The following is a 17,704-nucleotide window of genomic DNA, read 5'->3' on the forward strand; positions in this document are numbered from 1 at the left end:
GGCGCTGAACCGCGAGGCGCGGTGCTCAGCCGCTAGCCGCGGTGCTCAGTGCCGCCCTGGTCGGCGTCGTCCTGCTCGAGCGGCTGGATGAGCTCCGGTCCGTCCCCGCTGACCGGCCCGACACGGTCGAACTGCAGGTCAGCCGCGACCGGGAGGGCGGCGCGCACAGCCTCGTCGACGAGCGCCTGGTCGCCGACGACGGTCGGATCGACCCAGTGGTCCCAGAGTTCGCGAGGGAGCGGCACGGGGTTGCGGTCGTGGATGTGCTCGAGCGTCTGAACCGCGTCGGACGTGAGGATCGTCGCGGTCAGGTGCCACCGCGCCGGGTCGTCACGGTCGAGCGCCGGATCGGCCCACCAGGCGTACAGGCCGGCGAAACCGAGGAGCTCCCCCTCGGGAGCGTGGATGAAGTACGGGGTCTTCTTCTTGGTGGCCGGATCGGTCTGCCACTCGTAGTAGCCGATCGCCGGCACGATCGCACGGCGTGAGGCCACTGACGCCTTGAACATCGGCTTCTCGGCGGCGGTCTCGGCGCGCGCGTTGAACGTGGGGACCTTGGTCTTCAGCTCTTTCGACCACGACGGCACGAGCGACCAGCGGGCGAGTTCGACGCGGCGCACCGAGGGCGCGTCTTTCTTCTTGCTCTCGAGGAAGATCGGTATCTGATCCGTCGGCGAGATGTTCCAGCTCGGCCGCCAGTCGCGGAAGTCTCCGCCCTCGGCGACGAACTCCTGGATCATGTCGTCGGTCTCTTTGTCCATCGCGAACCGTCCACACATGACGTCAGCCTACGGCCGGCCACCGACAGGCGGGACCCCCGACAGAGGCGTCCGTCTGGGGGAGGCGAACGAGCGCGCAGAGACGCGTAGAGAGCGAGCGCCAGCACGCAGCGCAGTCGTCCTCCCACGCACCCGTAGATTTTCCGCGCGTGAACCACGGGGGCGCTGGGCTACGTTCGCAGTGCGCCGGACGAGCTGGGTACTCGGATCGCGTGCGCCGCCTCAGTGCGGCGGCTGCCTGGCTGCTCGGGTACGCCGGCAGCTCCGGGGCTGGTTCTGTCCATGAGAGCCAGCCCCGGGCCCATCGAACGGGCGACATCACCCCTTCACATCAACGGACGAAATGAGCGAAAAGTGATCCCGGAGTTTGCCTTGCGGAGCCAGGGAACGAGCGAGGATCATATCCTGCGACGGCCTGCCGGAGGGGAGCGAGGTTTGTTCGCGCGTGACAGCGAGGTGACGAGAATCTTCCGGCTGGCGACGGAGGGGACGAGCGTCGAGATCGTCGGCCCTCGCTGGTCGGGTCGCACGGAGATCCTGCGGCGTGTGCGTCAGCTCTACGATCAGGCCGGTCTCACCGCAATCGTGGTCCGGGGCGTCGGCGACCGGCTGCCACTGGAGGCTATCCGGGCAGCCCTTCCACTCCAGCCCCAGGGCAACACCGTTGCGCCGGCCGCCTCCCCGTCCGCTCTCGTCGCCCGCTTCGCCGCCGTGAAGCCGTCGGCGATCCTGATCGACGACGGCGACCAGCTCGACGACGCGTCCTGGGTGGTGATCGAGCAGGTGCACAAGTCGCTCGGCACGGCGGTGCTCGGCGGAACTCTGCAGCGTCCCTCGAAGGGACCGGGCGACCACGCACTCATCCGCTTCGCACATCCGGTGGTCAGGGTCTCCCTTTCGGAGCTCAGCCTGGAGACGGTGCACGACCTTCTCGAAGACCACCTCGGCGGCGCCGTCGCGCCTTCGCTGAGCGGACGCATCCACACCAAGTCCGCTGGCATCCCGGGGTTCGCGATCGCGATCGCGGATGCTGCCCTCGGCGAGGGGCACATCCGCAAGCACGGCGCGGTCTGGATCGATGGGCCCGACCTCTGGTCGTCCGACCTCAACGGTGCGTTCGAGGCGCTGCTCCTCTCCTACGACGTCGAGGTGCGCGAGGCCGTCGAGACGCTCGCGCTGGCCGGCGCCGTCGACCTTCTCACGGCGCGCGCCCTCATCGGGCAGCCCATGATCGAGACGCTCGAGCAGAACGCCCTGGTACGCGTCTTCTCCACGCAGCGGCAGACCCTCATCGCCGTGAGCCCGCCCGGGCTGGGCGACTACTTCAGCCATCGCCCGCTCTCCGCGCACCGCCTGCGCATCGTCGAGAAGATCACCGAGACGCTGGCCGTGCAGTCCCCGGCCGCCGCCCCCTCCGTGGAACTGCATCTGAACATCGCACCCGAGCCGCGCGGACGCTTCCTGCGCGCGCCCCTCGAGCTGCCGCTCGTGGCGAGGATGTTCACCGAGTCGTACAAGATCGAGTCGGCGGCCGCCCACCACGAGTGGGAGGCGACGCGGTCGGTGGCGAGCGCCATCCGAGTGCTCAACTACCACCTCACCGGCGCTCACGACGCTGCGCTCGTCGACCAGGTGCTCTGCGACACGGATCTCGGCCAGGCGACCGACCGCGAGGAGCTGACGTTCCGCTATCTGCACTCGCGCTGGATCCTCTCGCATGGCGGATCGGCAGACACCGCGAAGGCGGCCCTGCGCACCGATCGCGAGCAGTTCGCACACACCGCCGCCCTCGACGCGCTCCTCTACGCCATCGGGATGGAACTCGACGAGCTCTCCTCCGACTACGAGAGCACGCTCGCGCCGCTTGCTGAAGCGCCGGGCACCGATGGAGACATCGCGCGACTGGTGCTCGCCTACGGGCACATCCTGTCGAGCAGGGCGGCCGAGGCGCTTCCACTGCTCGAGCAACGCCCGGCCGACACCGACCGGATGCTCGCCGCACAGTACGACGTCGCCAAGGGCCTCGCCTTCTACGGCTGCGGCCGCTTGGCCGACGCGGCGGAGTGGGCTGCGTCGCACGTCGAGAAGGGCATCGCCGACATCGAGCGCATGTCCCTTGCCGGTCACAGCTATGTCGCCGTGATCGCCCTCGCCTCACTCGGACGGTTCGACGAGACGATGGATGCCGCGCGCGTCGTGCTGAGCGCGAGCGTCACCGGGGCATCCCTCCTGTTCCCCACCGATCGCGCCACCATGTACACACTCGCCATCGTCGCGATGCGCATGGGACGCAACACCGCGGCCGAGGGTCTGCTGGAGCGCGCCGACACGCTCGACCAGCGAGGCGACGCCGTCCCCTTCGGCAACAAGGGAGTGACCACAGCGGCCGCCACCTCGGCCAACGGGGACCGCCCGAAGGCGGCCGCCACCTACCTCGCGACGGCCGACGCACTGGCGGCGCGCGGCTACCGGCTCGCGGCCGATGGGGCGACGATGCTCTCGCTCATCGCGGAGTTCGATCCCGCGGTGGCGGAGACGTTCCGCCCACGCGCCGAGGTCATCGGCGGCCGGCTCTACGCCGCATACCTCGACGGGCGGCTGGCCAGCATGCAGGCCGACCCCGACGGCCTGGTGCGCGCGGCCAGGATGCTCCGCGCCGAGCACGCCGGCGACGAGGCGCTGCGCTTCTTCACACAGGCGATCACGATCTACCGCGACAGCGGCGACGAGGCGCACTCCGCCGAGATCCGGGCCGAAGTGCGCTCGCTGCTCGCCGGCGACGACTCGATGGGCTCCTGGAGCGGCTCCCGCTCGGCGGCGAACGTCGGCCTCACGTCCCGCGAGGCCGAGATCGTGCAGTATGTGGCGAGCGGCCTGGGCAACAGCGACATCGCCGACCGCTTCGGCATCAGCATCCGCACCGTCGAGACACACTTGCGCAACATCCGGAAGAAAACGGGCGTGGTCCAGCGCGAGGACATCGCCGGATTCGGATTCGACGGCACGCGTCGCTGACGGGCAGCCGCAGTATCTGCGCCCCTCGGGTGGCCCTGCCAGGGCGGCCCGAGGGGCTTTTCGCGCGCCCTGCGACCCTGTTGGAGCGCGCGAATGATAAGTTGAGGAATAATCACCCCCCAACAGGGCTCACGTTCGGCGTCAAAAACGATGTAATCTCACTTTTGTGAATAGGTGAGAAACAATCACTTTCAGTTCGCTGAACACCTCGGTCGGTCTCACGAGTGGTTCTCGCCGGTTCACGCACCCGAATCGCACCACCAACCCGACACGCAGGGAACAACCCGTGAACCCGCATCCGCCGCGTCGAGCGACCCGATCGCTCAACCCCCTTGATGACAAGAGGGCCGCTCGGCGCGCACGGTGCCACGGCACATCCCTCACGGACGGAGCCGGCGGCGGTGAAGCCGTTCGAGACCACGGCTTTCCCCCAGCCGTCGTCGGCTCTTCGGTCGGATCGACCATCACCAGCGCGGGGAGGGCGCTTCGATGACCGTCATCAAACCGCGGATCGCCCTGGTCGGGCGCCCCGAAATCGGAACCCGGCCCGTCACATCCGAACGAACGTGGGCCCGGCAATACCGAGCCCGCCTCTTCGTGACGGACACGGCGATCATTCTCCTGTCCACGATCGGCGCGATGTTCCTGCGCTTCGGCTTCGACGAAGCCGGCGCGAGCTTCGCCGGCTTCCGCACCGACTACTTCACGCTCTCGGTGCTCATCGCCGCGACCTGGATGTTCACCCTGTCCGTCTATCACACGCGTGACTCGCACGTGATCGGCATCGGCGTCGTCGAGTACCGGCGCGTCGTGAGCGCGACAGCGATCACCTTCGGACTGCTGGCGATCGTGTTCCTGGTCGCGAAGGTCGACATCGCACGCGGGTACTTCGTGCTGGCCCTCCCGGTCGGCGTGCTCGGCGTGCTGTTCTCGCGGTGGATGTGGCGGCAGTGGCTCATCCGGCAGCGGATGTTCGACCACTACCTCTCCCGCGCGCTCGTGGTGGGCGGGTTCGACGACGTGGACTACGTCGTGCGACAGATCCACCAGAAGTCCGGGGCGGCCTACAACGTCGTCGGCGCCGCCCTCGACGCGGCGCCGCACGGCGCTCACGCGCGCAAGGGTGCGGTGCTCCCGGCATCCGGCGGCGGCAGCAGCACGGTCGCCTCACCGGAACGCGAGGTGCCGGTCGTCTCCGATCTCAGCGGCGTCGCTGAGGCCGCGGCGCGACTCGGCGCCGACACGGTCATCGTGGCCGGGCAGGCACTGACGGGCGGCGACTTCGTGCGCAACCTCGCCTGGCAGCTCGAGGGCACCGCGACCGAGCTGGTGCTCGCGTCGCGACTCACCGACGTCGCCGGGCCGCGCATCCACTTCCGCCCCGTCGAGGGCCTCCCCCTCATCCACGTGGAGATCCCGCAGTTCGAGGGCGGCAAGCACGTGCTCAAGCGCGCGTTCGACTTCTGCGTCTCGGGGCTCGCCCTGCTCGTGCTGTCCCCGCTCTTTCTGCTGATCGCCGCGATCATCAAACTCGACGACCGCGGCCCGGCGCTGTTCAGCCAGGAGCGAGTCGGGCGCAACGGCGAGACCTTCCGGATGTACAAATTCCGTTCGATGGTCGTCGACGCGGAGGCTCGCCTGGCGACCCTCAAGGCGAACGACGACGGCAATGGCGTGCTCTTCAAGATGAAGAACGACCCCCGCGTGACGCGTATCGGCCATGTGCTGCGCAAGTACTCACTCGACGAGCTGCCTCAGCTCTTCAATGTCTTCCTCGGCGATATGAGCCTCGTCGGGCCGCGGCCTCCGCTGCCCGCCGAAGTCGAGGGATATGAGAACCACGTCCACCGTCGCCTGTACATCAAACCGGGGCTCACCGGAATGTGGCAGGTGAACGGCCGCTCGGATCTCTCCTGGGAAGAGAGCGTCCGACTCGACCTCTACTACGTCGAGAACTGGTCGCTCACGGGCGACCTCGTGATCATGTGGCGCACCGTCAAGGTGCTCACCCATCCCGTGGGGGCGTACTGATGCTCCCCCGCCTCACCCGACAGAGACAGGGACGTCTCACCAGCAGTCACCTGCTCGACCAGCACGAACAGCTTGACCCGAATAACAACCCCCACCCGACCAACACAGACACCGAGGTTGTCATGAGCTCACACCCCCGCCCCCGCGCTCGCTCGCTGGGCATTCTGACCTCCGTCATCACGGCGGTCGGCCTCGTCTTCGGAGGCCTCGCACTCGCATCGCCGGCCGCTGCGGATACGGCCCCGCCCGACCCGACGAATCCGGCGTCTCCACCGACCGTCAGCGCTGACGCACTTCCGACGACGCAGATCGACGGTGTCGCGTGGGCGCAGGTCGTGGTCGGCAACACCGTCTACGTCGCCGGCAAGTTCACCACCGCCCGCCCCGCAGGAGCGGCGGCCGGAGTGAACACCACCCCGCGCAGCAACCTGCTCGCCTACGACATCACCACCGGCAACCTGATCTCCAGCTTCAACGTCCCCCTCAACGCGCAAGCACTGGCGATCACCGCCTCACCCGACGGATCCCGCATCTACGTCGGCGGCGACTTCACCACCGCAGGCGGCAACCCCTACTACCGGATCGTCGCCATCAGCACCGCCACCGGCCAGGTCATCCCCTCCTTCCGCCCCATCATGGAAAGCCAGGTCCGCGCACTCGCCGCCACCAACACCGCCCTCTACGCCGGCGGCACCTTCTCCACGACCAACGGGGTCTCGACTCCGTACATCGCGAAGATCAACGCGTCGAACGGCTCGACCAACACGACGTGGGCAGGCAGTGCCGACTACGTCGTCGACGCGCTGGCGGTCAGCCCGGACGGCACCAAGGTCTACTCCGGCGGCCGGTTCCAGCACGTGAACGGCGCCAACAATGCGTACGGCCTCGCCATGTACGACGGCACCAGCGGCGCATTCACTCCGTTCGGCGCCAACTCGGTCGTCCGGGATGCAGGGACCCAGGCCGGTATCACCGCTCTCGTCGCCACTGCTGACAGCGTCTACGGCTCGGGTTACGTCTTCGGTGCCGGCGGCAACCTCGAAGGCAGCTTCCGCGCCGACGCGAACACCGGCAACCTCATCTGGATGGAGGACTGCCACGGCGACACGTACTCGATCTTCCCGATGAACAGCGCGCTCTATGCAGCCGGCCACCCGCACTACTGCGGCAACGTCGGCGGGTTCCCGCAGACCAACCCGTGGACCTACCACCACACGATCGCGTTCTCGAACGCGGCGACGGGAACCCTGACGAACAACGGTGACGGTGCGTACGCGAACTTCACCGGTCAGCCGGCGCCGACCCTGCTCAACTGGTACCCGCAGTACGTCACGGGCTCCTACACGGGCCAGGGCCAGGCGGCCTGGAGCATCTCCGGCAACGGCAACTACCTCGCCGTCGGCGGCGAGTTCCCGTACGTCAACGGAGTCGCCCAGTACGGACTCACCCGCTACGCGGTGAACTCGGTCGTGAAGAGCAAGGTCGCGCCGAACGTCAACACGCCGCTCGTTCCGAACGCCGCGTCGTTCACCGCCGGCCAGGCCCGCGTCTCGTGGACCGCGACCTACGACCAGGACAACGTCAAGCTGAGCTACAAGCTCGTGCGCGACGGCAACCTGGCCAACCCCGTCTACCAGGTCGACCAGATCTCGAACTTCTGGACGCGTCCCGCCATGGGATTCATCGACAAGAACCTGGTGCCGGGCAGCACGCACTCGTATCGGCTCTATGTGACCGATCCGGATGGCAACCAGGTGTCGCGGCTCGGCAATACGGTCACGATCAGTGCCACGAACTCCGGCGGGGCGTACTCCGACTCGGTCACGGGCGCCGGTGCTTCGTCGTACTGGCCGCTGGATGAGGCCAGCGGGGCCGCCGGGTTCGACCACGTCGCATTCAACGACCTGCAGCTGCAGGCCGGTGTGACCCGGGGTGCAGCCGGACCGATCAGCGGCACGACCGCCTCGATCTTCAACGGCACGTCCACCGGCTTCGCTGTGACGCCCACCGCGATCGATGGACCGAACACCTTCACCGCGGAAGCCTGGATCAACACCACCACCACCAGTGGCGGCAAGATCATCGGCTTCGGCAACTCGAACACCGGTGACTCGTCCGGGTACGACCGCCACGTCTTCATGGACAACAGCGGAAAGATCTGGTTCGGCGTGTATCCGGGAGGTGTGCAGACGCTCAACAGCTCCGGCACCTACAACGACGGGCAGTGGCACCAGATCGTGGCCTCGCTCGGCGCCAACGGCATGCGGCTGTACATCGACGGCAAGCTGGTCGGAAGTCGCACCGATGTCACCACCGGTCAGGACTACGCAGGCTACTGGCGGGTCGGGGGTGACAACCTGGGCGGCTGGCCGAACCAGCCGAGCAGCAACTACTTCGGCGGCAGCATCGGCCAGGTCGCGATCTTCCCGACGGTCCTCACACCCACCCAGGTCGTGAACCAGTACGTCGCATCCGGTCGCCCGTCCCCGCTCGCGCCGGCTCCGGCCGACGCCTACGGCGCCGCGGTCTACAACGCGAACCCGGACCTGTTCTGGCGACTCGACGAGACCAGCGGCTCGGTCGCGAAGAGTGCTGACGCCTACGGGAACAACGGCACCTACTCGGGCAACGCGACGACGAAGAACCAGTCGGGCGTGCTCCCGGGCAGCACCGACAACGCCGTCCGTTTCAACACCAGCAACAACGGTGCCAACGGCAGCCTGGTGACCTCGAACCAGCAGGTCAGCAATCCGACGACCTACTCCGAGGAGATCTGGTTCAAGACGTCGACGACGAGGGGCGGCAAGCTCATCGGGTTCGGCGACCAGCAGACGGGACTGTCGAGCAACTACGACCGGCACGTCTACATGCAGGACGACGGGCACATCGTGTTCGGCGTCTGGACAGGGCAGACGAACACGATCACCTCGCCGACAGCGCTGAACGACAACCAGTGGCACTACGCGGTCGCGACCCAGGGCGCCGACGGCATGAACCTTTATGTCGACGGAGCACTGGTGGGCACCAACCCGCAGACGCAGGCGCAGGCCTACAGCGGGTACTGGCGCATCGGCGGTGACAACACCTGGGGTTCGACGGGACCGTACTTCGCCGGAACTCTCGACGAGGCCGCCGTCTACTCCAGCGTGCTGAGTGCTCAGGATGTGGCGAACCACTACGCGCTCGCCACGAGCGGGACGCTGCCGAACCAGGCACCGACCGCATCGTTCACCAACACGCAGGACGGCCTCACGGTGAACGTGGACGGCTCGGCCTCGACCGACCCGGACGGCACGATCGCCTCGTACGCCTGGGACTTCGGTGACGGAGACACGGCCACCACGCCGACCGCCAGCCACACCTACGCGCAGGGCGGCAGCTACACCGTGAAGCTCACGGTGACGGACAACGCGGGTGCGACGAACACGAAGACCGTGGCTGTGACGGTGACGGCTCCGCCGCCGAACCAGGCTCCGGTCGCCGCGTTCACGTCGACGGTCTCGAACCTGAGCGTCGCGTTCGACGGCTCCGGATCCGCGGACTCCGACGGCTCGGTCGCCGGCTACGCCTGGGACTTCGGTGACGGCACGACCGGCACGGGAGCCACCCCGACGCACGCCTACGGTACGGCGGACACCTTCACGGTGACGCTGACGGTGACGGACGACAAGGGACTCGCGAGCACACCGGTGCAGCACCAGGTGACCACGGTCGCCGTGCCGAACCAGGCGCCGACGGCATCCTTCACCGCCACACCGAACGGCCTGGCCGTCTCGGTGAACGGTGGAGCGTCGAGCGACCCCGACGGATCGGTGGCCTCCTACGCGTGGACCTTCGGTGACGGAGGGACCGCGACCGGATCGACGGCATCGCACACCTACGCAGCCGGCGGCTCGTACACGATCACCCTCACCGTGACCGACAACCAGGGCCTCGCGTCCTCGCCGGCCACCAAGTCGGTGACCGTGACGGCACCGCCGCCCGCGGCGATCGCCTCCGACACGTTCGCACGGACATCGGCCAGCGGCTGGGGTTCGGCCGACCTCGGCGGCGCGTGGACGGGAGCCGGTGCAGCTTCGGCCTACACCGTCGGCTCGGGCACGGCGTCGATCGTGGGCGCGGCCGGCTCGACCAAGACCGAGCTGCTGAGCGGGATCTCGAGCACGAACACCGACACGACGGTGCAGTTCAGCACCGACAGGACGGCGACGGGCGGCGGGATCTACGTCTCGGCGATCGGACGGTCGAACGGCACCATCGAGTACAGCGCTCGGATCTGGGAACAGGCCAGCGGTGCGATGCAGCTGCAGCTGCTCCAGGGAGGGACGGCGATGCAGTTGGTGAACCTCACCGGCCTCACCTACACCCCTGGTCAGCAGTACCAGGTGCGGCTGCAGGTGTTCGGTACCTCACCGACCACCATCCGCGCTAGGGTCTGGAAGGTCGGCACCACCGAGCCGACCACCTGGCAGGCCAGCGTGACCGACTCGACAGCGGCTCTCCAGGTCGCCGGTTCCGTCGGGCTCCGCGCCTACCTCTCCGGCACCGCGACCGACACCCCGCTGACCACGAAGTTCGACAACTTCGTCGTCAGCCCGGCTCAGTAGAGAACATCGGATGACCACTCCCAGCCGTCGGCGATCCACTGCGACCGTCCTCGTTGCCCACCCCAGCGCGGAGCTCTACGGCTCCGACCGGGTGATGCTCGAGAGCGTCAGCGCACTGGTCGACGACGGCTGGGACGTGGTCGTCGCCGTTCCCACCGACGGCCCCCTCCTCGCTGCGCTCCGCGAACGGGGCGCCCGCGTGGAGATCTGTCCCAGCCCGGTGCTCCGCAAGAGCGTTCTGCGGCCGGCCGGGATGCTGCGCTTCCTGCGCACGACCGCCGGCGGTGTGCGCCACGGGTCGGCGCTCATCCGGCGGGAACGTCCGTCATTGGTGTACGTCAACACCATCACGATCCCCCTCTGGGCGGCCCTGGCCCGGGTCCACCGCACGCCTGCCCTGACGCACGTGCACGAGGGAGAGGCATCCGCGTCGCCTCTGATGCGCCGCATCCTCGCCCTCCCCCTCTTCCTCTCGTCGACGCTCGTTGCGAACAGCCGGTTCAGTGTCGGTGTCCTCGAGCAGTCCTTCCGGCGGCTCGCCCGCCGCGCCGAGGTCGTGTACAACGCCGTACCCGGCCCGGCGCGGCATCAGCCGGTGCGCCGCGATCTGAACGGCGCCGTGCGCGTCACCTATGTCGGCCGGCTGTCGCCCCGCAAGGGTGTCGACGTCGCGATCGACGCCCTGGTCGAGCTGCGCTCCCGGGGCGTCGAGGCCGACCTCGACCTGGTCGGCTCGGTCTTCCCCGGCTACGAATGGTACGAGAAGGAGCTGCGCGACCAGGTGGCGGCGGCCGATCTCGGCTCCAACGTCACTTTCCACGGGTTCGTCCCGTCGGTGTGGGAGCTCGTCGGGTCCGGCGATGTCGTCGTGGTGCCGTCGCGGGTGGACGAGCCGTTCGGCAACACTGCGGTCGAGGCGATCCTCGCCGGGCGTCCCGTCATCGCGAGTGCGACCAGCGGGCTGCTGGAGGCGACGGCCGGGTACAGCACGGCGACCACCGTCGCTCCGGGGAACGCAGGCGCTCTCGCCGACGCGCTTGAGGACACGATCGAGGCGTGGGCCGAGCGCGCCGACGCCATGTGGGCGGACACGCGAGCGGCCGAGGAGCGGCACAGCGTCGCCACCTACCGGCGGCGGATCGCCGAGATCGTCCGCCGGCACGCGCGCTGACCGCGCAGGCGACCGGGCGGCAACCACCGCGCGACACCGACGGCACCGGATGCTCCAGCATCGCCGACGGCGACGGCTACTCCGGCAACGCCGACGGCGCCTGGTCGATCAGCGGTCGCGCTTGCTCGGCCGCTCGGGGATCGTGTCGCGCCGCGCCGCCGAAGCCCGGGCCGGCTCGTAGGCATCTTCGTCGTCGAGCGCGGGATCGCCGAGATCGTCTTCGAACTCCTCGTCGAGCGGGGAGTCGTCTGCTTCGGGGAACTCCAGCTCGAGCGCTGCCAGGTCGACGGTACCGGCCGACGCGCTCCGCGCCGGGTCCGCGTCCGCTGACGCAGAACTCGACACCTCGGATTCCGATCCGGCCGTCCGTGGCTCCCCTCCACCGCCGGCGTGGGGACCGACAGCGGGCAGAATACCCGCGCTGGGCTGGGCTGCGGCGCCGCGCCGCGTGAAGATCCGCCGCCATCCCGACCGGGGCGCCTCACCGGCGTGGTGGTAGTAGGCGTACTTGTCGCGAGCGGGAGCGGTGCGGTTCAGCACTACGCCGAGAACGTTCACGCCCGACTTCTCGAGGGAGTCCATCGTCTGGGCGAGCTGTGGGCGGTGCACCCGTGTCTTGTCCACCACGATGATCGCGCCGTCGACCAGTCGCGCGAGGATACCGGCGTCGGCGACGGCCACCATCGGCGCCGTGTCGAACACGACGGCGTCGTACGACCCGACGAGCTCGTCCACCAGTTCCGCCATCATCCGCGACGAGAGCAGCTCGCTCGGGTTGGGCGGGATCGGCCCGCTCGTCAGGATGTCCAGGCCGGTCGATCCCCAGGTCTGGATGACATCCTCGGCCGACGCCCGGCCGACCAGCACCGACGTCAGGCCCGCTGCACCCGGCAGCCCGGTGTATCCGGCCACCATCGGGCGACGCAGGTCGGCGTCGACGAGGAGCACACGGCGTCCGCTCTCCGCGAGCGCGAGGGCGAGGTTGAGTGCGATGGTCGACTTGCCCTCGCCGGGGATCGACGACGTGACCACGAGGCCGAGCGAATCGGAGTCGACGGTCACGAATTCGAGGTTCGATCGCAGCTGACGATAGTTCTCGGCGGCCGTCGAGAGACTGTCGCGCAGAACGACCGGACCGACCGCCTTGCGCTTCTCGCGCTCGACCGTGCCGAGCAGCGGAGCGCCGGTGACGGACGTCGCGATGGCCGCCGACCGGACACGCGTGTCGAGCAGCTCGCGCAGCACGATGATCAGCGAGCCGAGGAGGAGGCCGAGCACGAGGCCGGCGACGAGGTTCAGCCGTGTGTTGGGGGACGACGGAGCGGAGGGCACGGCCGCCTGCTGGATGACGCGCACGGCGACGGTGGTGTCACCGGCCGCGCTCTTCGGCGCGATCTGCTCCACCTTGTCGCTGAGGCTCGTCGCGACGGCGTTGGCGATCTTCGCCGCGACTGCCGGGTCCTGATTCGCGACGGCGATCTCGAGGATCACCGTGTTCTGGGGCGTGCTGACGCCGATCGAGTCGGCGAGATCCGTGGCGGTCGTCGACAGGTTGAGGTCGTCGATCACCGGGTCGAGCACCAGCGGCGACTCGACGAGCTGCGCGAACGACAGCATCTGGTTCTGCGTGTACGTCGATCCCTGATTGAGGTCGTTCGCAGTGCCGCCGAAGTTGAGCGAGAAGTACAGGCTCGACGTGGCGGTGTACACGGGCGTCGCGATCTGGGAGAGCCCCCAGCCGCCGATGGCGCCGATGATGGTCGAGATCACGACGATGTACCAATAGCGGCGGAACGCGGCTAGGTACTGGTGCTGGCTCATTGCGGTGCCTCTCACATGGTCGGTAGTGGGGCGAAGCGGTAGGACGTGGCGTGAGCGTGCTGGTGGCATTCTAGGCTCCCCGTTCGTTCACGCTCGCCGCGAGTACCCGCGGCGGTCGTCTGTGGGCGATGGTGGCATCCTCGCCCGCGTCAGCGCCCCCGCGCTGCGCGAGCTGCGTCGAGGCGGCGAGGCCGACGGCGAACCAGAGGAACACCGAGTACTGCGTGATCAGCGCCACGGTCGCGAGCGCCGGGATCTGCGCCACGACCGCGATCGTCGCGGGCGTCGCACGCCGGATCACCACGAGCACGATGCCGACGGCGAGTGCGACGACGATCATCCCCAAGGCGATCAACCCGCTCGAGAGCCCGGTCAGGATGAGCTGACTGTCGATCGAGCGGAAGTTGCCGAAGTACACCTGGCCTGTCGAATCGCGGCGCGCGGAATCGGCGACGCCGACGATGTTCATGCTGCCGAGGAGCGAGAGGAGGTCGCTGCGGTAGGCCGCGCTGCCTGCCGCCTCCGCCCCCGCGTCGTCGAACACGGTGGTCACCAGGGGGAAGAGCACAGCGGAGACGATGGCGATGCAGGTGGTGAGGATGATCCGGCTGCGCCGCGAGATCGCGTCACGCATGAAGACGATCGACAGCACGAGCCCGAGCAGCGCCCCGATCATGCCGACGCGGCTGAAGGTGAGGACGGTCGCGAAGAGCATCAGCAGCACCATCGCTCCGCGCAGCAGGAGGGGGAAGCGCGCCGCGAGGGTGAGCGGGATCGCGATCGCGAGGCTCGAACCGAGCGCGATCGAGTGGCCGAACGCCCCTTCCGCGCGCAGGATGCCCCCGCGTTCCTGCAGGGTCCCCCAGATCGAGAACATCGAATTGTTCACGCGGATCAGTACGAAAGGATTCCATCCGGCGAAGAACTCGATGACGACGAACACGCTCACGACGCTGAAGGCGATGGCGATCGCGCCGTAGATCCAGCGCGGGTCGACGCGCAGCGGCGCGAGCCGGCCGAGCACGTAGCCGATGATGAAGTACGTCACGAGGGAGAACGCGAATCCGATGGCGATGGTCGGGCTCTCCGCCAGCAGGGAGGTCAGCCCGAACACCACGAGCATCAGCACCAGCCCGTCGAGCAGGCTGAACCGGAACGAGTGGATGGGCAGCAGCGCCACGATGATGAGGAGCGCCGCCGCCGAGGCGGCCGGCAGGTAGTAGTTGCCGTTGAAGCCGATCCCCAGGCCCACCCAGACCGGCACGAAGCAGAGCACCACGATCCACACCGCGACCGCGAGCTTCGGCGAGCGCCGCAGCACGAAGAACGCCGCCACCCCGGCGATCAGGCTCGCCGCTGCGACCAGGGTGCGGTCGAGCGTCGGGCCGCTGATCGCGGCGTGGGCGATGGTGACGAACATCGGGTGAGTGGGCCCTTCCTCGAGCGGTCTGGGTTACTTGAAGACGGTGACCGGCGTGCCGGCGGAGTCGGTCATCGTGATGACGGCCGACGCCCGCTGGTCGGCGGGCACCGAGTAGAGGTAGACGCCTTTCGCCGTGGCGCCGGCGGCGAGGGTGCCGAGGAGCGGCTTCGCGCCGTCGCTCAGGGCGACGGCCGGCGTCGCCTTCGAGCCGTAGTAGCCGTTCACAGCGACCTGGCCGAGCGAGACATCCTTGCCCGTCGAGTTGGTCAGGGTGACCGTCACCTTGATCGCCGGTCCGGCGGTCTCGCCCGCGCGGATCGCCTTGGCCTGGGTGGCGTCGATCGAGACCACGGTCGCGGTGAGTCCGCCGCTGAGCTTCGCTGCTTCCTTCGCGGGCACGACGTCGGCGACGGGGGCGCCGTACCGGGGGTCGACCGTCGGCTTGGCGGACGCCTTGCCGGTCGAGTGGGACGGGGCAGGGGTCGGGGTCGGGGTCGGCGGCGGGGGCGAGTTCGGGTCGGGCGTCGGGAGGGCTCCCGCCGGGAGGTTCTGGTCATTGCCGGCGTTCGTGCTCGGCGTGCTGCGCGTGCTCGCGACGACGAACACGGTGACGATTATCGCCACGACGGCGACAGCGACGACGATGAGGGCGATGATCCTCCCCCGGGGCATCGTGGACCGGCCGTCGTGCGCGGACGGGGTTGGGGGTTCGACCTTCGTCATCAGAGGTCTCCTTTCTGAGTGGTCGCGGAGGTGTCGGGACTCCACGACCGGAGCTCGCGGAACCACTTGGCCGCCGCGAGAAGAAGGAAGAGGGTCGTGGCTGCCGCGATCAGCGTGTAGACCACGACGAACACGGGGACGGCCCCCAAGAGCACGAAGGAGAGGCAGAGGACGCCGTAGTCCATCGGCAGCACGGCCAGCGCGCGCATCCAGGACGGGCGCCCCGGCTGTTCGGTCGCGAGCGGGACGCTGCCTGCGGTGCGCCGGCGAAGCTGTTCGGTGAGGATCATGCCGAAGAACAGCACGGCCGAGACGATCGCGAACGCGATCGGCACGAGCAGCCAGAGCGTCGGCACGACATCGAAGCGGTAGAAGCCGATCGCGAGCGCCAGCGGCATGGCCGAGACCTTCGTCGCGTCGACCATGTGGTCGAGCCATTCGCCGGCCGGGCTGCTCGTGCCCTGCAACCGGGACACCTGGCCGTCGGCCGAATCGAAGGCGTAGCCGATCAGCAGCAGTACGGCGACAGCGATCCCCTGCCCCCACGAGGGCGGGAGGACGATCAGCAGGGCGATCGCCACGAACGTCCACACCGCGCTGATGGCGGTGACGGCGTTCGGCGAGAGACCCGCGCGATACGCCCAGGCGGCGAGATAGCGGCCGATACGGCGGTTCACGAAGCGCGAGTACGCGGGCGCCGAACGGGCGGCCGGCTTCTGCGCGGCCGTCAGGCGGCGCACGACGTCGATGTACCGTTCGCGCGTCGCGCCGGAGCTCTCGGCGGCGATCCCGTCACTGGTCATGGCGCACTCACCTCCTCGTTTCCGGAGGCGGTACTCTGCGCGGAGCCGCGGAAGGCGGTGCCGGCGGTCGCGACCGCGGTCCGGCGGCCTTCGCGGCCGGTGCGCTGGGCGAGCAGCGGCCGCTTCGCTCGACGGAGTTCGCCGTTCGCCAGTCGCAGGCACATCCCCTCGTAGGCGTCGGCCACCGCATCCCAGTCGTAGTCGTCGGCGCGCTCGCTCGCGAGCCGGCCGCGTTCGGCGACGTCGGCGGGCGACGCCTCCGCCGCCTCCAGCGCACGCGCGACGTCGGCGGCATCGGAGAAGTACACGCCCGAGCGCCCGAGCACTTCGCGATTGAACGACACGTCGTACGCGATCGTCGCTGTGCCGGCTCCCAGGGCACGGAGCAGGGACGGGTTGGTCCCCCCGACCGAGTGGCCGTGGAGGTAGGTGTAGGCGCCCGCGTAGAGCTGGTCGAGCAGCCGCTGGTCCCACACGCCGCCGAGGAACGACACGCGATCGTCGGCCAGGCCGTGCACGCGACGCGTGTAGTCGTCGGCGTACGGCGCGGAGCCGACGACGACGAGTGGCCTGCGTGCTCCGCTGCGGCGATAGCCGTCGACGATGACGTCGACGTGATTCTCCGCCTCGAACCGCGCGACCACGAGGTGGTACCCGTCCGGTTGCAGATCCAGGTCGCCGAGGAGATCCGATTCGCGGTCGACCCGGGGTGCGCCGTAGGCGATCAACTCGGTGTCGGCGGCGAACTCGTCGCGGTAGTAGTCGGCGATGCCCTGCGCGTCGGCGATGAGCGCATCCGACCACCTGACCGCCAGCGACTCCGCGTTGCGGTAGTAGGCCTGGCCTCCTCGTCCCCACTTCGCGCGGCGCCACTCGAGCCCGTCGACGTGGGTGGCCACCGGGATGCGGGCGGCTCGGATCAGGGGGAGGTACGGCGAGTTCGCGGCGTTGAAGACGATGGCCGCGTCGGTGCGATTGCGCAGGAGGTGGGCCACGGAGAGGCCCGTGTGGCTGAGCGTCTCGAGCGAGCGACGACGCATCGCACCGCGGTGCACCAGCCGCATGCCTCGGAACGTCTCGGGGCGGTCGGCCTCGTTGTCGAGGGAGCGGCAGTAGACGACTACGTCGTGGCCGCGCTCCGCGAGCCTCGCCCCGACCTCCTCGACGCACGTCTCGAAGCCGCCGTACCGCGCGGGAACTCCGCGCGTGCCGACCAATGCGATGCTGAGGTAGTCACCCCCATTGCCCATGGCCCGTCTCGCTCTCGATCGCTGATGGAACAGCGAAACGACCGCGGTGTTGTCTGCTTCTCACGAGACCTGTGAGAAGAA

At 68.9% G+C, this 17,704-nt stretch carries 10 protein-coding genes; 4 read left to right on the forward strand and 6 right to left on the reverse strand.

Annotated features, from left to right (window positions below; translation table 11 throughout):
* Positions 1 to 32: 32 nt before the first annotated feature.
* Positions 33 to 779, reverse strand: a complete 747-nt coding sequence (locus AC1DB1_RS14020; RefSeq protein WP_477201221.1) for an SOS response-associated peptidase — start codon at positions 777 to 779, stop codon at positions 33 to 35.
* Positions 780 to 1,235: 456 nt separating this feature from the next.
* Between AC1DB1_RS14020 and AC1DB1_RS14025 the strand changes: the two genes are divergently transcribed.
* The 4 genes from AC1DB1_RS14025 to AC1DB1_RS14040 all read left to right on the forward strand — a co-directional run bounded on the left by AC1DB1_RS14025 (position 1,236) and on the right by AC1DB1_RS14040 (position 11,603).
* The gene (locus tag AC1DB1_RS14025) at positions 1,236 to 3,794 is read left to right on the forward strand and encodes a helix-turn-helix transcriptional regulator (RefSeq protein ID WP_477201222.1); all 2,559 of its coding nucleotides are present in this window, start codon (positions 1,236 to 1,238) and stop codon (positions 3,792 to 3,794) included.
* A 489-nt stretch (positions 3,795 to 4,283) separates the two neighbouring features.
* On the forward strand, positions 4,284 to 5,825 hold the full coding sequence (locus AC1DB1_RS14030) for a sugar transferase (protein ID WP_477201223.1): 1,542 nt from the start codon (positions 4,284 to 4,286) through the stop codon (positions 5,823 to 5,825).
* A gap of 122 nt (positions 5,826 to 5,947) precedes the next feature.
* Positions 5,948 to 10,432 (forward strand): PKD domain-containing protein, encoded by a 4,485-nt coding sequence (locus AC1DB1_RS14035; RefSeq protein ID WP_477201224.1) that lies wholly within the window; start codon positions 5,948 to 5,950, stop codon positions 10,430 to 10,432.
* Between the two features lie 10 nt (positions 10,433 to 10,442).
* Positions 10,443 to 11,603, forward strand: a complete 1,161-nt coding sequence (locus tag AC1DB1_RS14040; protein ID WP_477201225.1) for a glycosyltransferase family 4 protein — start codon at positions 10,443 to 10,445, stop codon at positions 11,601 to 11,603.
* A gap of 108 nt (positions 11,604 to 11,711) precedes the next feature.
* On the opposite strand, the gene AC1DB1_RS14045 is transcribed toward AC1DB1_RS14040, so the two are convergent.
* The 5 genes from AC1DB1_RS14045 to AC1DB1_RS14065 all read right to left on the reverse strand — a co-directional run bounded on the left by AC1DB1_RS14045 (position 11,712) and on the right by AC1DB1_RS14065 (position 17,623).
* Positions 11,712 to 13,424 (reverse strand): tyrosine-protein kinase domain-containing protein, encoded by a 1,713-nt coding sequence (locus AC1DB1_RS14045; protein WP_477201226.1) that lies wholly within the window; start codon positions 13,422 to 13,424, stop codon positions 11,712 to 11,714.
* 70 nt (positions 13,425 to 13,494) lie between these two features.
* On the reverse strand, positions 13,495 to 14,844 hold the full coding sequence (locus tag AC1DB1_RS14050) for a hypothetical protein (protein WP_477201227.1): 1,350 nt from the start codon (positions 14,842 to 14,844) through the stop codon (positions 13,495 to 13,497).
* Between the two features lie 33 nt (positions 14,845 to 14,877).
* Positions 14,878 to 15,570, reverse strand: coding sequence for a hypothetical protein (locus tag AC1DB1_RS14055; RefSeq protein ID WP_477201228.1), 693 nt, complete (start codon positions 15,568 to 15,570; stop codon positions 14,878 to 14,880).
* Positions 15,570 to 16,373, reverse strand: a complete 804-nt coding sequence (locus AC1DB1_RS14060; RefSeq protein ID WP_477201229.1) for a CDP-alcohol phosphatidyltransferase family protein — start codon at positions 16,371 to 16,373, stop codon at positions 15,570 to 15,572. Before AC1DB1_RS14060 ends, AC1DB1_RS14055 begins: the two co-directional genes overlap by 1 nt.
* Positions 16,370 to 17,623 carry a DUF1972 domain-containing protein gene (locus AC1DB1_RS14065; RefSeq protein WP_477201230.1) on the reverse strand — a complete coding sequence of 418 codons (1,254 nt, stop codon included), beginning with the start codon at positions 17,621 to 17,623 and terminating at the stop codon, positions 16,370 to 16,372. Before AC1DB1_RS14065 ends, AC1DB1_RS14060 begins: the two co-directional genes overlap by 4 nt.
* Between the last annotated feature and the right edge of the window lie 81 nt (positions 17,624 to 17,704).

The sequence above is a fragment of the Leifsonia sp. 10N434 genome, assembly GCF_056394405.1.

What these genes read in the sequence shown, in the direction of transcription:
- AC1DB1_RS14055 (WP_477201228.1), bottom strand. Translation starts at nt 15,570, where the DNA reads ATGACGAAGGTCGAACCCCCAACCCCGTCCGCGCACGACGGCCGGTCC.
- AC1DB1_RS14040 (WP_477201225.1), top strand. Translation starts at nt 10,443, where the DNA reads ATGACCACTCCCAGCCGTCGGCGATCCACTGCGACCGTCCTCGTTGCC.
- AC1DB1_RS14035 (WP_477201224.1), top strand. Translation starts at nt 5,948, where the DNA reads ATGAGCTCACACCCCCGCCCCCGCGCTCGCTCGCTGGGCATTCTGACC.
- AC1DB1_RS14050 (WP_477201227.1), bottom strand. Translation starts at nt 14,844, where the DNA reads ATGTTCGTCACCATCGCCCACGCCGCGATCAGCGGCCCGACGCTCGAC.
- AC1DB1_RS14030 (WP_477201223.1), top strand. Translation starts at nt 4,284, where the DNA reads ATGACCGTCATCAAACCGCGGATCGCCCTGGTCGGGCGCCCCGAAATC.
- AC1DB1_RS14065 (WP_477201230.1), bottom strand. Translation starts at nt 17,623, where the DNA reads ATGGGCAATGGGGGTGACTACCTCAGCATCGCATTGGTCGGCACGCGC.
- AC1DB1_RS14020 (WP_477201221.1), bottom strand. Translation starts at nt 779, where the DNA reads ATGTGTGGACGGTTCGCGATGGACAAAGAGACCGACGACATGATCCAG.
- AC1DB1_RS14045 (WP_477201226.1), bottom strand. Translation starts at nt 13,424, where the DNA reads ATGAGCCAGCACCAGTACCTAGCCGCGTTCCGCCGCTATTGGTACATC.
- AC1DB1_RS14060 (WP_477201229.1), bottom strand. Translation starts at nt 16,373, where the DNA reads ATGACCAGTGACGGGATCGCCGCCGAGAGCTCCGGCGCGACGCGCGAA.